We start from the raw sequence: 15,296 nt of genomic DNA on the forward strand, positions 1-15,296 counted from the left end.
AATGATAACAGCAGCAATAGTAGTGGCCGCCCTTTTTGTGGGTGGACTATGCGGATATTTTGTTTTCCGTTACATAATAAATGGAAAATACAAAGAATTGATGGACACCGCACAAAAGGATGCGGAAGTTTTGAAAGAAAAGAAAATGCTTGAGGTAAAGGAGAAATTCCTGAACAAAAAAGCAGAACTTGAAAAAGAAATCCAGTCAAGAAACCAGAAAATCCAGCAAAGCGAAAACAAACTCAAGCAAAGAGAAATAAGCCTCAACCAAAGACAGGAGGACATGGCTCGCCGCAAGCAGGACGTTGAGCAGCAGCAGCAGCGTATCGACAACGAAAAGAAACTCCTCCAGATCAAAGCTGACGATCTTGAGAAGATGCAACAGCAAGAGCGCGAGAAACTGGAGGAACTTTCCGGTCTGAGTGCAGAAGAAGCGAAAACGCGATTGGTTGAAAGCATGAAAGACGAAGCTCGCACAGCAGCTGCAAGCTATATTAATGAGATAATGGACGAAGCCAAACTTAACGCCAACTCACAAGCAAAGAAAATCGTCATACAGACAATACAGCGAGTAGCCACTGAAACAGCCATAGAGAATTCCGTCAGCGTATTCCATATCGACAACGACGAAGTGAAAGGCCGTATCATCGGACGTGAAGGAAGAAACATCAGAGCTCTTGAAGCTGCTACAGGTGTAGAAATCGTTGTTGACGATACTCCGGAAGCTATTGTCATCTCTGCCTTCGACCCTATTCGTCGCGAAGTCTGCAGATTGGCACTACACCAGTTGGTGGCTGACGGCCGTATCCACCCGGCACGCATTGAGGAAGTTGTGGCAAAAGTCAAGAAGCAACTTGACAATGAAGTTATCGAGACCGGTAAACGTACAGCCATAGACTTGGGCATCCATGGTCTGCACCCTGAATTGATCAGGATTGTCGGTAAGATGAAATACCGTTCTTCATATGGTCAGAACTTGCTCCAACATGCAAGAGAGACTGCTAATCTCTGTGCCGTTATGGCTTCAGAGCTTGGACTTAACCCAAAGAAGGCGAAGAGAGCTGGTTTGCTACACGACATTGGAAAGGTGCCAGATGAGGAAAGCGAACTGCCACACGCTCTTTATGGTGCCAAGATTGCTGAAAAATACAAAGAAAAGCCAGACATCTGCAATGCTATCGGTGCCCATCACGACGAAATGGAAATGAACACGCTGCTTGCACCAATCGTTCAAGTATGTGATGCGATTTCGGGAGCACGTCCAGGTGCACGCCGTGAGATTGTTGAGGCATACATCAAGCGTCTGAACGACCTTGAGGCTATTGCCATGAGCTATCCTGGCGTTACAAAGACATACGCTATTCAAGCTGGACGTGAGCTACGCGTCATCGTCGGTGCTGACAAGATGGACGACAAGGAGTCTGAGGCATTGTCAAGCGAGATAGCAACAAAGATACAAAACGAGATGACTTACCCTGGACAGGTCAAGATTACCGTCATAAGAGAAACTCGTTCAATTGCTTACGCTAAATAAAGGAAAAAACTTTCCACATAAACCGAGACCAATCATTTACTTAAACTGTAATGGTTGGTCTTTTTCTTATATACCCATCACCATATCATCCGACAATGCTTTTAACCACAATCGGACATTAAGATTATCTGAAATTATGATTTCCACATTCCTAATCTAGAATAGAAATACGCCTGGCAATACTTAAATGACATCCAATTATTTGGTCGTAAAAGCTAAAAATGGTAATTTTGCAACTGTAAAATCATTAGATATGCCACTAAAAATTCCAGATACCCTACCAGCTGTTGACATCCTGAAAAAGGAGAACATCTTCGTGATGGATGACACAAGGGCTCATACGCAGGATATTCGTCCTCTGAAAATAGTAATATTAAACCTTATGCCCCTGAAAATAACCACGGAGACAGATTTAATAAGACTATTGTCGAACACTCCTTTACAGATTGACATCACCTTCATGAAACTCAAGAGCCATACGCCCAAGAATACTCCAATTGAACATATGATGATGTTTTACAAGGACTTCGACAAGATAGAAAAAGAAAAATTCGACGGGATGATTATCACGGGAGCCCCTGTAGAGAATTACGAATATGAAGAAGTGACTTATTGGGATGAAATCAAACGGATATTCGAATGGTCGAAATCCCATGTGACGAGTACGCTATATATATGCTGGGCAGCTCAAGCTGGATTATACTACCACTACGGAATACCTAAATATCACCTGAAAAAGAAGATGTTCGGAATTTTCGAGCAATACTGCTTAGATGCGAAACTACCCATTTTCAGAGGGTTTGACGATATCTTCTTCATGCCACACAGCAGGCATACGGAAATAAGGAAACAAGATATTCTGAATGACAACAGGCTGAGCCTCATTGCTGAATCCCAAGAGAGCGGCGTCAGTATCGTGATGGCGAACAATGGCAGAGAATTCTTCATTACCGGACATTTAGAGTACGCCCCTTATACACTTGACCAGGAATATAAAAGAGATTTGGGGAAACGAGATGATGTTGATATGCCAAAGAACTATTATAAGGACAATGATCCAGAGCTTCCACCGGTAGTGCGCTGGCGAGCTCACGGCAATCTGTTCTTCACAAACTGGATAAACTATTATGTTTATCAGGAGACACCATTCGATATAAGTGAAATTAAATAAAGATAGAAAATGAGGAAGCTGGAACTTCTCGCTCCTGCAAAGGATTTAAAATGCGGAATTGCCGCAATAGACTGTGGTGCTGACGCCGTTTACATCGGTGCTGCCAGATTCGGAGCCCGACAGGCAGTAGGCAACAGTATTGATGACATAAATGAATTATGTGAATATGCTCACAAATTTGGCTGCAAAGTATATGTCACGGTCAACACTATAATCTATGACAACGAGCTAGAGGACACGCAAAAACTCCTCAATGAGCTTGGAAGGATCGGCGTTGACGCAATACTCGTACAAGACATGGGAATCACCAAGCTGCAGCTTCCTCAAAATGTAGCCCTCCATGCAAGTACGCAAACAGACAACCGCTCCGCAGAGAAAGTGGAATGGCTGGCTCGGCACAACTTCGACCGGGTTGTTCTTGCTCGCGAACTTTCACTTGAAGAAATAAGAATCATCCACCAGAGAGTGCCACAGACAGAATTGGAAGTATTCGTTCATGGCGCACTTTGCGTAAGCTATTCCGGCGTTTGCTATGCATCGGAATACTGTTTTGGGAGAAGTGCCAATCGTGGTGCTTGCGCACAATTCTGCAGGATGAAATTTGACCTGACCGACAAAGACGGCAATGAGATCATCAACCAGGCACATCTTCTTTCACTTAAAGACATGTGCAGAATAGATTCATTGGAGCTATTGGCAGATGCCGGCGTGACTTCCTTCAAGATTGAAGGAAGACTGAAAGATATCAACTATGTGCGCAACGTCACCGCAGCATACAGCAACCAGCTTAATGAGATAATATCAAGAAGAGGCTCAGAATACGAGAGAGCTTCTTCTGGTGTATGCGATATCAGATTCACACCCAACTTGAACAAGACATTCAACAGAGGATTTACAGACTATTTCCTGAATGGAAGGACTAGCGACCTTGCTTCATTCTACACGCCAAAGGCGATGGGAGAATATGTGGGAAAAGTGAAAGAAATCAGAGGAAACTCTTTCAACGTGGCTGGAACCACTTCATTTGCCAACGGAGATGGCCTTTGCTTCATAAACAGCAACAACGAACTTGAGGGATTCAGGATAAACAGAGCCGAGGGCAACAGATTATTTCCACTGAGAATGCCACGAGGTTTAAGAAAGGGGATCGCTCTATACAGAAACAGTGACCAGCTGTTTGAAAAGGAACTCAACGGAGATAACGTACAAAGGAAGTTAGGCATACGGATTAACATAAAAGCGTCTGCAGAGGGATTGCATATAGAAGCCAAGACTTGCGATGAGAAACTGCACATCAATCTTCAAAAAGACATTTCTCTTGAGAAAGCACAGAAATCCCAAGTAGACAACATCAAAAGACAGATTTCAAAATTCGGCAATACAATATTTACAGTAGAAGACGTAATTGTAGAGCCGACGGACTTCCCTTGGTTCATACCGAACAGTATTTTGGCTGAAATAAGACGCCAGGCTGCAGACGAACTGATGGGCAGACTGTCGGAGATGTCAGAGAACCAAAAAGATACCAAAACGAAGGATCAAGCACAGCAACTCCCTGACAATGGGAAAGTCTCGTTCCATAGCATATCGTCCTATCAGCAGCCCTATATGTACAACATTGCGAACAGACTTGCGCATTCATTCTATGAGCAAGAAGGCATGTCTGACATAACTCCTGCATTTGAAATCAAGAAGCCCTCTTCGCCGCTTGTCATGCAATGCCGCTATTGTTTGAGACACGAATTGGGACAATGCAAGAAGAGTCATAAACAAAGCGGACTATTAAAAGAGCCCCTACATCTGAGACTTGCAGACGGACGAACATTCAGACTTGAATTCGACTGCAAGAAATGCCAAATGAATATATATGCCGATGAATAAAAAAGATTCCAAGAAACATAAAGGTATCAGTAATGTCATAATTTTATTATTGACAGCAGTTATCGTGCTCTCTGGATGCTACCACAGGAAGACATTCAGCGGCAAAAGACACATTGCCACAACTGAACTCACCCAGGAGCAACAAGACTCTTTGAATTTTGTACACACTCACCATTATTCCCAGAATTTCAACTTCATTGTAAAACAAGACTCAATTGTACTTCTGAAAGGACAACCAGAAGAAATTATAAGCAATCTTCCTACAGATTCTATAATCGTTAAAAAGGGAGAACGCATCGCTGTGGCTGAAATAAGGATGATGAGTTCAGATTCCACCGACTCCGTATGGGTGCAACTTGCTCGTGACCAATACACATTCGGATGGACAAGAGAAAAAACTCTTCTGCAGGCAGTAGTACCCGACGATCCTATATCACAATTCATATCAACATTCTCTGACACACACATTCTCATATCACTCATAATAATAAGTATCATCTCGATGGCTTATCTCTTGAGGAAACTATTCAGGAACAATGCAAACATCGTGTTGTTCAACGACATAAACACGTTCTACCCTACCCTTCTGACACTAACAGTTTCAGCGTCAGCCACATTCTATTCAAGCATACAACTGTTTGCTGCAGACATATGGCAGAATTTCTACTTCCATCCCACATTGAACCCGTTCTCTGTAACTCCAATACTATCCATATTCCTTTTCTCCGTATGGTTCATGGTAATCTTAATGGTGGCTGTAATCGATGAAGTGAGGAAACAGCTTCCCTTCAGTGACGCTATTCTTTATCTATGTAGCTTGTGTGGAATATGCGCCATTTGCTATATCGTTTTCAGTATCACTACATTATATTATATCGGCTACCCTTTATTGATAGCCTTCTACATCTATGCGCTGCGGAAATTCTACAATTCATCCCGTGCTCCTTTTATTTGTGGAAACTGCGGAGAACTAATAAGACACAAAGGCAAATGCCCTAAATGCGGAGCGATGAACATATAACAACAAATAACTTCAGATTCAAGAGGCATATTCATTCTGACAAAAAGTACAACCGTTTCGGCATAAAATCATAACATATTAGGATTGCACAATGCAAAGACATGAGGTAACTTTGCACCCATGAAATATATAAAAACAGTATTTACAACAGTATGTTGTGCCATTGTATATCATTCTGAAGCAAAAGGAATATACACAAGTGAGAATTCAGACAAAGAAAGTATCTACGTCAACAATGCAGACTCATCTAGAATCCACGACCTAGACGAGATAATCGTAGTATCGCAGCCCAAAGAAAGCACATTGCTACGATATCAGCCTATGGCTTCGAGCATGTTTTCATCTACCGAAACTGAAAAGCTCGGCATTCATGACATCAGCGAACTGTCAAATTATGTTCCTGGCTTCCAGATGCCATCATATGGTTCAAGGCTAACATCCTCTTTCTACATACGAGGAATAGGCTCAAGAATCAACAATCCGGCTATCGGTGTTTATTTGGATGGAATGCCATTGCTAACCAAAAGCGCCTTCAACCAGCATATATATCAGATAGACAGAATAGACATATTAAGAGGACCGCAAGGAACTTTGTATGGAATGAACACCGAAGGCGGACTCGTTAGGATTTATTCCAAAAACCCATTGGCGTATGACGGTACCGATGTCAAAATCGGAATCGGCAGCAGACTATACCGCAACTTCGAAATTACAAACTATCTGAAGTTGTCTGACAATTCAGCAATTTCATTTTCCGGGTTCTACAATGGGAATAACGGTTTCATACGCAACCAGACCACAGGGAAAAGAGCTGACGACATCAATGAAGCAGGTGGCAAGATCAGAATTGTAAACCAATATTCTCCAAGACTCACCTATGATTTCATTGCCGACTATCAATACGTGAACCAGGCAGGATTCCCCTATGGCGAGCTTGATCTGCAAAACGGTCACACCGCCTCACCTACAATGAACAGAGACTGCAGCTATCTAAGAAACATACTGAACTCCGCATTGAATATAAGATACACATCTGGAGACATAACATTCAACTCCACTACAAGCTACCAATTCCTTGCCGACAGGATGAACATGGACCAGGACTATACGGCAGCCGATATGATGCATCTCTCACAGAAACAGCTACAAAACGGCATAACACAAGAATTCGCCCTAAAAGGAAGAATAAATAAGAATTGGAAGTACACTACAGGACTGTTCGGCACATACCAATGGCTACGAACAGAAGCACCGGTTTATTTCGACAAGGATTTCACCACAATGATGGCAAACAACATACAGTCTGCCATATATAATGCCATAACAGAATCCATGTCTGGCAAATTCATGTCAATACCAGGAATGACCGAAGAAAGAGCAAAAGAAATGGCTCAAGCCACAATAAACAAGGCTGGAGGCATAGAGGTTTCAGACCTGTCTATGTCTGTACCCGGAATGTTCCACACGCCACAATTCAACCTTGGCGTTTTCCATGAATCACAAATCGACCTGAACAAATGCCTGACGATGACCATCGGACTGCGTTATGATTACAGTCTCGTAAAAGTGAAATACGAGACAAGTGCCATCATGGCAATGAATGCAAGTGTAATGGGAATAACGGCATCAAGAAGACTAAGTTCAATTCTCACCAACACCAAAAGCAACAGCTTCAACCAAGTGTTGCCGAAATTGGGATTCACATGGCGAATCAACGACAATGGCAGCAACATCTACGCATTGGTAAACAAAGGCTACCGCTCTGGAGGATATAACATACAGATGTTCTCTGACATACTCCAGACTGAACTGATGGCTAACAGCAAGGAAGCCATGAAATCCGATTATGACATCCAGCATACTGATGAGGATTATGCAAAGATAAACAACACTATTTCATACAAGCCGGAATTCAGCTGGAACTATGAACTCGGTAGCCATATCAACCTTTTTGACGGTTCTCTTCAGACTGACATCTCAGTTTATTACATGAAAATCAGGAACCAGCAACTTTCAGTGATGGCAGGCACATACGGTTTCGGCAGAATGATGATAAATGCAGGAAGGAGTCACTCATGTGGCATAGAAGCCTCAATGCGCGGAAAAGCAATTGACAACAGATTGTCATGGAGCGCAACATACAGTTTCACGAATTCAAGATTTGACAACTATAAAGAGGAGAGCAATGGCATCACGACAGACTATAAGGGAAAGCACATACCCTATATTCCGCTACACACAATGAGCGGCGTGGTAGACTGGACGATGCCGATCAAAGGACACTGGGCAAAAAGCGTAACTATAGGAGCAAACGCAAACGCTCAAGGGAAGACTTATTGGGATGAGGGAAATACCTATAGTCAAAAGCTGTACTGCATCCTTGGCTGCCATGCAGACATCATGTCTGATTTCCTCAAAATATCAATATGGGGCAGGAATCTTACTTCCACGAATTATAACACCTTCGCCCTGAAAAGCTCTGCTACAGGCAAGCCGCTATACCTGTCGCAGAGAGGAGCCCCATTCCAATGCGGCATAGACTTATCCTTCCACATATAAAAACAGAGCCGGTCATTAGAACGTAAAACAAATCATCAGGTAATCAAGTAATTACGTTCTAATGACCGATTTGGGTTAAAGGAAAACGAGCCATCGGAAATCCCAACGAACATCATCATTTTATCTTCATTATCTCTTCCATAAACTCCTGCAATCGCAGAAGACCGTAACTCCCTGACATACAACTCTGCTCGTCGTAACAAGAAACCGAATCCGGCTTTATCCCGGGATAATAGACCAAGAATGGAACAGGCTCATCTACATGAGTCCTCAGCTCTACAGGTGTAGGATGATCTGGCAGCAGGGCGATGCAGACCGGTTCCTTCCAATCGGAAAGTTCTGAACATATCGTCCCCATTACGCGAAGATCAATATCTTCAATCGTCTTCAACTTCAACTGTAAATCTCCATCATGGCCAGCCTCATCACTCGCCTCTATATGAAGGAACACAAAATCATCAGTCCGCAAAGCATCGATTGCCGCTTTTGCCTTGCCTTCATAATTGGTATCCGCAAACCCTGTAGCACCATCAACATCGACAACTTTCAATCCGGCATATTGTCCAATACCCCGAATAAGATTGTCTGCAGAAACCACAGCGCCGCTTCTTACTTCAGGATATTTCTCACTTAATGTCAACATAGACGGACGATACCCTCCACCCCATGGCCATATAAGATTTGCAGGTGGCAAACCACAGAAGCGTCTGTTTATGTTGACTTTATGCTTTTCCAACAATCCTTGAGATTTGAGAATCAAGTCGTTCAGGATGTCCGAAGTTTCCTTCGGACTCAAGCGCTTGTGCTTCACCCCCAAACTGTCAAAATAGCAATCATCGCCAGAATGTTCATAACCTTCTTTTGGCCTTACCAACAGGCCATGCCAATTTTTGTTGATGGAATCATGAGGCAACGCGCATTCTATATGTTTGTTGCCACCTTTTATCACAAGCAGATGCCGGTATTGCGAACCTGTATGGAAATGTAATCTCTCGTCAGCAAGTTCTGCATTGAGACAATCAATAAGCTGAAAGGACTCTTGTGTAGTAACATGTCCTCCATGATGATTTACTATTCGTCCACGTTCGTCTACAGAAATCAGACTGACTCGAAGCGCTAAATCACCGGGCCTCATTTCATATCCTATGCTTGCAGCTTCGAGAGGACCACGCCCTTCATAAACTTTCTCCTGGTCATATCCGAGAATCACGCTATTGGCAACATCACTCCCCGGACTGAAACCATCAGGTATCGTTACCAACCGACCAGTACGCCCATTACAGGCAAGCGCATCCATATTGGGCACATCGGCAAACTGCAAGAGAGTCTTGCCTCCGAGCCTTTCAACTGGATGATCAGCCATTCCGTCGGCTACGATTACCAGATGTTTCATTCCAAATTCAGATTATAGCTTTCCTATATGTCATCTTTTTGCCAGTTTATGAAAAAGAATCATATATTGGCAATAGACATGATGTTTGCAAACACGCCAGCCGCCGTCACACCTGCTCCAGCTCCATATCCTTTTATCTGCATCGGATATTCATGATATCTTTCTGTAGTAAGGAGTACGACATTGTTTGAACCTTCAAGCATATAGAACGGATGCTGCTGGCCAACTGCCTCAAGAGAGACGCTCGTCTTGCCATGGTTCATCTTTGCCACAAAGCGCCAACGCTTGCCTTCGTTCTGAAGTTCCTCACGTTTCTTCTCGAAGCCGGCATCCAACGTCGGGAGATTCTTCCAGAATTCTTCAACTGTACCATTGAAAAAGCCGGACGGAATGAAAAGGTTCTTCTCCACATCCTCTTGCTCAACCTTATATCCTGCCTCACGTGTCAGGATGACAAGTTTGCGTATTACATCCTTGCCGCTCAAGTCGATGCGTGGATCCGGCTCACTATAGCCTTCCTCTTTTGCTCTTCTCACAGTTTCGGAGAAAGGAACGTCTGCTGATATTTCATTAAATATAAAGTTTAACGTACCGCTGAGAACTGCCTCTATCTTAAGTATCTTATCTCCAGAATTACACAAGTCCTTTATCGTGCCCAATATTGGCAATCCTGCTCCGACATTCGTTTCATAAAGGAATTTCACTCCACGACGCAAAGCCGTCTCCTTAAGTTTCAGATAGCTGTCATAATCACCCGAAGCTGCCACCTTGTTTGCAGCCACTACGGAAACGTTATGTTCGAGAAGCTCCTGATACAGCGCCGCCACGTCGGCACTAGCCGTACAATCCACGAAAACGCTGTTGAAGGTATTCATACTTATGATCTCATTCTTCAGCTTCTGAGTGTCGCTTTCTGCTGATTCTTTCAGCAAAGTCTGATAGTTGTCCAGGTCAATGCCGTTGTGGTCAAAGATTGCCTTATGGCTTGAAGCGATACCCACGACATTAAGCTTCAGCCGCTGCTTTTCCATAAGCTCCGTGTACTGCGATTTTATCTGTCCTATCAGGTTTCCGCCCACCGTGCCGACTCCACAGATGAAGAGGTTCAGCACCTTGTACTCGCTGAGGAAGAAAGAGTCGTGAATTACGTTCAATGCCTTATACAATGATTTCCCGTCCACCACGAATGAGATGTTTGTCTCTGAAGCACCCTGTGCACACGAAATGACACTTATACCGCTTCTTCCGAGAGTGCCGAAGAGCTTACCGGCAACTCCTGGCGTATGCTTCATGTTCTCGCCTACGATGGCCACTGTTGCCAGTCCGCTTTCAGCATGCATCGGGAACATGGCTCCAGTCCTGATTTCCTTTGAGAATTCATTGTTGAGCACAGCTACAGCTTCCTCCGCATCCACGTCTCTGACACCGATAGAAGTGGAATTCTCTGATGAAGCCTGTGACACCATGAATACGGAAATGCCATTCTCTGCCAAAGCCGTGAATATTCGGCGGTTGACACCAATGACACCAACCATCGAAAGTCCTGCAACGGTAATCAGTGTCGTTCCCTTGATACTCGAGATACCCTTGATTGGCTTTGAATCATTCTCCACATGGCTCAGAATCGTTGTTCCCGCACTATCGGGATTAAAGGTGTTCTTCACCTTTATAGGTATGTTCTTGACACATACCGGATAGATAGTAGGAGGATACACTACTTTTGCACCGAAATTACAAAGCTCCATAGCCTCAACATAACTGAGCTCGTTGATAGTATATGCAGTATGTATCACCTTAGGATCGGCCGTCATGAATCCGTCGACATCAGTCCATATCTCCAAGACTTCGGCATCCAATGCTGCGGCGATGATAGAAGCCGTATAGTCGCTTCCTCCTCTGCCGAGATTAGTAATTTCTCCAGTATTTCTGTCTGTGCTGATGAATCCTGGCACAACAGACTTCTGTGTCCTGTTTCTGAACGTTTCCTTCACGGCGTTGGCGGTAACCTCGCTGTCGAGCACGTTCTTGCCATGTTTCTTGATAGTCTTTATGAAGTCCAGAGAGTTGTACCTCTTTGCGCCATTTACCAGCGTCGCCACGATATGGCTGCTAAGTCTCTCTCCGTAACTCACGATTGCAGCCTGGATTTTGGGACTCAGGTCGTGTATCAGATATACTCCATAGTAAATGGACTTAAGTTCTTCAAACAATCTATCTATGGTATGGAGAAGTCCGCTCTTTTTTTCTTCATCATCAATTATTGCGTCAACCATTTCATAATGACGCTTCTGCATGAATTCAAACTCCGCCTTATACGATTCATCTCCACCGAGGGCCAACTTAGAAGTGGCTATGAGTTTGTCAGTGATGCCGCCGAGAGCGCTTACAACAACGATAACGTCATCATTCTCCCCCTCCACGATTTTCTTCAAGCTCAAAATACTTTCAACAGAACCGACCGAGGTTCCGCCAAACTTCAATACTTTCATACCTTAATTTCTGATATCTATTGTTATGCTATATTTCTTTTTAAGACTGCAAAAGTAATAATAATTGTTTTGGTACACAATATATCAGGTATCAAAAAGAGAATCTACGACTACAATATCCCGTATAAATCCGGACAAATATTTGTGCAATGAAAAAAAATACGTAAATTTGCATCGTAAATAAGATTTCTAACGCCGTCTGCAACCACAGAAGGCGCAATGAGACTTAAAGCAAAATTATTATCATACAACTTAAAACTTTAAATTTATGAAAGCATTAAAAACAGACAAGGCTCCTGCAGCCATCGGTCCTTACAGCCAGGCAATTGAAGTAAACGGTTTCGTATTCGCTTCCGGTCAGATTCCTCTCAACCCAGCAACAGGTGAATTCGTTGAGGGTGGCATCAAGGAGCAGACCCGTCAGGCTTTGAACAACGCTCGCGAAATCCTCCGCTCTGCTGGTCTCGACCTCAGCAACGTTGTCAAGACATCTGTAATGCTTGCCGACATCAAGTATTTCGGCGAGATGAACGAAGTATACGCCGAGTTCTTCAACGAGCCATTCCCTGCACGCTCTGCATTCGCAGTGAAGGACCTTCCAAAGGGTGCCCTTGTTGAAGTTGAGTGCATAGCTGCAAAATAAGAATGAAAGACAGCATAATCATCGTGAGCGGCGGAATGGACAGCATTACGCTGCTCTACGATTTTAAAGACCGCATAGCGCTCGGCATCTCCTTTGACTACGGCAGCAACCATAACGCCAAAGAGATTCCATTCGCAGAGATGCATTGTCAGAGACTTCGCATCCCACACATAACGATTCCTCTAGATTTCATACACAAATATTTCAAGAGCAGCCTCCTGGAGGGAGCAGAAGCCATACCCGAAGGCCACTACGAGAATGAGAACATGAAGTCTACAGTAGTACCTTTCAGAAATGGAATCATGCTCTCCATTGCCGCAGGAATAGCCGAAAGCTGGGGCCTGGACAACGTCTTCATAGCCAATCACGGCGGAGACCACGCCATATACCCAGACTGCAGGCCTGAATTCATCTCTGCCATGTGTGAAGCGACTAAAGCCGGTTCATACAACAACGTGATGATTTCGGCACCTTATACCAACATCACGAAGGCAGACATCGCAAGAAAGGGAAAAGAACTCGGCATCGACTACACCGAAACCTGGTCTTGCTACAAGGGCGGAGAGAAGCATTGCGGCAAATGCGGGACTTGTGTCGAGAGAAAGGAAGCCCTTAAAGACGCAGGAATCACAGACAATACCCAATACGAAGAATAGGGGCAATTCTTCTCAAATACGCATTTCAGAATATTAATTCCAAGGGAATAATATCAAAGTATCATTCTCACAAGAAAAATCAATGACAAACCACTGAAAGTCAACAACTTGTGAGAATGATACTTTTTAGATTATTTTACATAAAAGTATCACGGAAGTATCACAGAAGTATCATTGGCATCTTTTGAATAATGAACTGTGCCACCCTCCAATATTCCACAATTCAGACAAAACTTGGGCGGTATCTTAAAAAAAACACCGCAGCAGCCATATTCACCCTGCGGTTTGCGCATGACAAACCACCGTGTTTCAAGACAAAACCCTATAGGTTAACGAAGCCAAACAGCCAATTTACACATTCACAAACACCTATAAGACAACATTTCTTTCCTCAGAAAAGCATTACCATAGAATGATAAAAACAAAGATAATCAAGAAATTGATTATTTATCTTTGCCAGTTGGCTTTTTTATCCTATCTTTGCAAATTAAGATAAGCAGCAGCCCGGCATGACATTCACACAGGCTTGATCTTGTGCATTCGGTCTGCATCATCTATCTTCCACGAACCGACTGAAGCCGGAAATCTGGATGTTTGAGACAAAAGGAATATAAAACAACTAAAATGTAAATACGATGAACTTGAAAGTGCGTCTGGCGATAATGAACTTCCTGGAATTTGCGGTCTGGGGAGCATACTTGACCTCTATGGGCCAATATCTTGGCAAAGCAGGAATGGGAACAGAAATATCATGGTTTTATGCCATCCAGGGCATAGTGTCCATATTCATGCCCACATTGATGGGAATCGTTGCCGACAAATACATACAGCCACAAAGGCTGCTCGGACTTTGTCATCTGGCAGCAGGATTAGGCATGGTGGCATTATGCATGATTGGAGAGTTCAACGCAATGCCAGACAAGGTAGTCTTCATGACCGTATACACATTGAGCGTGGCTTTCTACATGCCTACCCTGGCATTGTCTAACACCGTAGCATTCAAGATTCTACAAAACCATGGACTTGACACCGTGAAGGACTTCCCCCCTATCAGAGTGTTGGGAACAGTAGGGTTCATAATCACCATGTGGTTTGTGAATTGTGCCGCGATAAACGATGGAGCATTCACTCTGACTATCGCCGAAAACAGCAGCAAATTCCAATACACCCATCTGCAGTTCCTCGTGTCGGGCATTCTAAGCATCGTCCTCTTTGCATACTGTTTCTCACTGCCCCAATGCAAAATCGAGAAGCACCAAGACAACAAAGGCAAGAAGTCGATGGCAGAAATCCTCGGACTCGATGCTTTCAAGCTGTTCAAGTCAAGAAGAATGGCAATGTTCTTCATATTCTCAGGCCTTCTCGGAATGTCGTTGCAGGTGACAAACGGTTTTGCCACTCCTTTCATCACACATTTCAAGGCAGATCCGGCACTTGCCGATACATTCGCGGCAAACAACGCCACCCTGCTCGTGTCGATTTCTCAAGTAGCTGAGGCATTCTGCATTCTTCTGATACCTTTCTTCCTGAAACGCTACGGAATAAAGAACGTGATGCTCTTGGCTATGCTCGCCTGGGTACTGAGATTCGGATTCTTCGGTCTCGGTGGTCCTGCATTCCCTGGAGTGACGCTCCTGATTCTTTCGTGCATAGTATACGGCATGGCTTTCGACTTCTTCAACGTTTCCGGCGGACTATTCGTCAATGCGGAATGCGACAAAGAGCTACAGGCATCAGCACAAGGACTGTTCATGCTAATGACTAACGGACTCGGTGCTACAATCGGCACTATACTTGCCGGTATGATTGTGAACCACTACTGCCATTGGACAGAAGACGGATTCCTTGTAGGTGAATGGCAGACATGCTGGTTCATTTTCGCAGGATTCGCTCTTGCCGTAGGTATAGGCTTCGCCTTGCTGTTCAAGGAGAGAGAAACGAAATGATAC

10 protein-coding genes are annotated in these 15,296 nt (G+C 43.9%); 8 read left to right on the forward strand and 2 right to left on the reverse strand.

All coding sequences use genetic code 11. The features are described from left to right. The first annotated feature begins 1 nt into the window (after position 1). The 5 genes from rny (at position 2) to QVO99_RS05330 (ending at position 8,166) form a co-directional block, all read left to right on the forward strand. Complete coding sequence (gene rny / locus QVO99_RS05310; protein ID WP_022316565.1) at positions 2-1,534, forward strand: ribonuclease Y; 1,533 nt, start codon at positions 2-4, stop codon at positions 1,532-1,534. A gap of 253 nt (positions 1,535-1,787) precedes the next feature. Continuing rightward, positions 1,788-2,705: a homoserine O-acetyltransferase MetA gene (metA, locus tag QVO99_RS05315; RefSeq protein WP_022316566.1), complete on the forward strand. Its 918-nt coding sequence runs from the start codon at positions 1,788-1,790 to the stop codon at positions 2,703-2,705. A 9-nt stretch (positions 2,706-2,714) separates the two neighbouring features. Next, on the forward strand, positions 2,715-4,586 hold the full coding sequence (locus tag QVO99_RS05320; RefSeq protein ID WP_022316567.1) for a peptidase U32 family protein: 1,872 nt from the start codon (positions 2,715-2,717) through the stop codon (positions 4,584-4,586). 301 nt (positions 4,587-4,887) lie between these two features. Next, a complete protein-coding gene (locus tag QVO99_RS05325; RefSeq protein WP_353887829.1) occupies positions 4,888-5,607 on the forward strand; it encodes a zinc ribbon domain-containing protein in 720 nt (239 codons plus the stop codon). Positions 5,608-5,727: 120 nt separating this feature from the next. Then, positions 5,728-8,166: a TonB-dependent receptor gene (locus tag QVO99_RS05330; RefSeq protein ID WP_022316569.1), complete on the forward strand. Its 2,439-nt coding sequence runs from the start codon at positions 5,728-5,730 to the stop codon at positions 8,164-8,166. Positions 8,167-8,281: 115 nt separating this feature from the next. Here the strand turns inward: QVO99_RS05330 and QVO99_RS05335 are convergent, their stop codons facing one another. Next, the gene (locus tag QVO99_RS05335; RefSeq protein ID WP_022316570.1) at positions 8,282-9,559 is read right to left on the reverse strand and encodes a cofactor-independent phosphoglycerate mutase; all 1,278 of its coding nucleotides are present in this window, start codon (positions 9,557-9,559) and stop codon (positions 8,282-8,284) included. Positions 9,560-9,618: 59 nt separating this feature from the next. Further along, entirely contained in the window at positions 9,619-12,048 is a 2,430-nt protein-coding gene (thrA, locus tag QVO99_RS05340; RefSeq protein ID WP_022316571.1) for a bifunctional aspartate kinase/homoserine dehydrogenase I, read from the reverse strand. Between the two features lie 268 nt (positions 12,049-12,316). Between thrA and QVO99_RS05345 the strand changes: the two genes are divergently transcribed. The 3 genes from QVO99_RS05345 (at position 12,317) to QVO99_RS05355 (ending at position 15,293) form a co-directional block, all read left to right on the forward strand. After that, positions 12,317-12,691 carry a RidA family protein gene (locus QVO99_RS05345; RefSeq protein WP_022316572.1) on the forward strand — a complete coding sequence of 125 codons (375 nt, stop codon included), beginning with the start codon at positions 12,317-12,319 and terminating at the stop codon, positions 12,689-12,691. Positions 12,692-12,693: 2 nt separating this feature from the next. After that, the gene (gene queC, locus QVO99_RS05350) at positions 12,694-13,347 is read left to right on the forward strand and encodes a 7-cyano-7-deazaguanine synthase QueC (RefSeq protein ID WP_022316573.1); all 654 of its coding nucleotides are present in this window, start codon (positions 12,694-12,696) and stop codon (positions 13,345-13,347) included. A gap of 635 nt (positions 13,348-13,982) precedes the next feature. Then, a complete protein-coding gene (locus QVO99_RS05355) occupies positions 13,983-15,293 on the forward strand; it encodes an MFS transporter (protein WP_022316574.1) in 1,311 nt (436 codons plus the stop codon). Positions 15,294-15,296: the final 3 nt, after the last annotated feature.

Source organism: Prevotella sp. CAG:592 (assembly GCF_000436015.1).
Taxonomy (GTDB): Bacteria; Bacteroidota; Bacteroidia; order Bacteroidales; family Bacteroidaceae; genus Prevotella; species Prevotella pectinovora.

What these genes read in the sequence shown, in the direction of transcription:
- QVO99_RS05320 (WP_022316567.1), top strand. Translation starts at nt 2,715, where the DNA reads ATGAGGAAGCTGGAACTTCTCGCTCCTGCAAAGGATTTAAAATGCGGA.
- QVO99_RS05345 (WP_022316572.1), top strand. Translation starts at nt 12,317, where the DNA reads ATGAAAGCATTAAAAACAGACAAGGCTCCTGCAGCCATCGGTCCTTAC.
- QVO99_RS05335 (WP_022316570.1), bottom strand. Translation starts at nt 9,559, where the DNA reads ATGAAACATCTGGTAATCGTAGCCGACGGAATGGCTGATCATCCAGTT.
- QVO99_RS05330 (WP_022316569.1), top strand. Translation starts at nt 5,728, where the DNA reads ATGAAATATATAAAAACAGTATTTACAACAGTATGTTGTGCCATTGTA.
- rny (WP_022316565.1), top strand. Translation starts at nt 2, where the DNA reads ATGATAACAGCAGCAATAGTAGTGGCCGCCCTTTTTGTGGGTGGACTA.
- metA (WP_022316566.1), top strand. Translation starts at nt 1,788, where the DNA reads ATGCCACTAAAAATTCCAGATACCCTACCAGCTGTTGACATCCTGAAA.
- thrA (WP_022316571.1), bottom strand. Translation starts at nt 12,048, where the DNA reads ATGAAAGTATTGAAGTTTGGCGGAACCTCGGTCGGTTCTGTTGAAAGT.
- QVO99_RS05355 (WP_022316574.1), top strand. Translation starts at nt 13,983, where the DNA reads ATGAACTTGAAAGTGCGTCTGGCGATAATGAACTTCCTGGAATTTGCG.
- queC (WP_022316573.1), top strand. Translation starts at nt 12,694, where the DNA reads ATGAAAGACAGCATAATCATCGTGAGCGGCGGAATGGACAGCATTACG.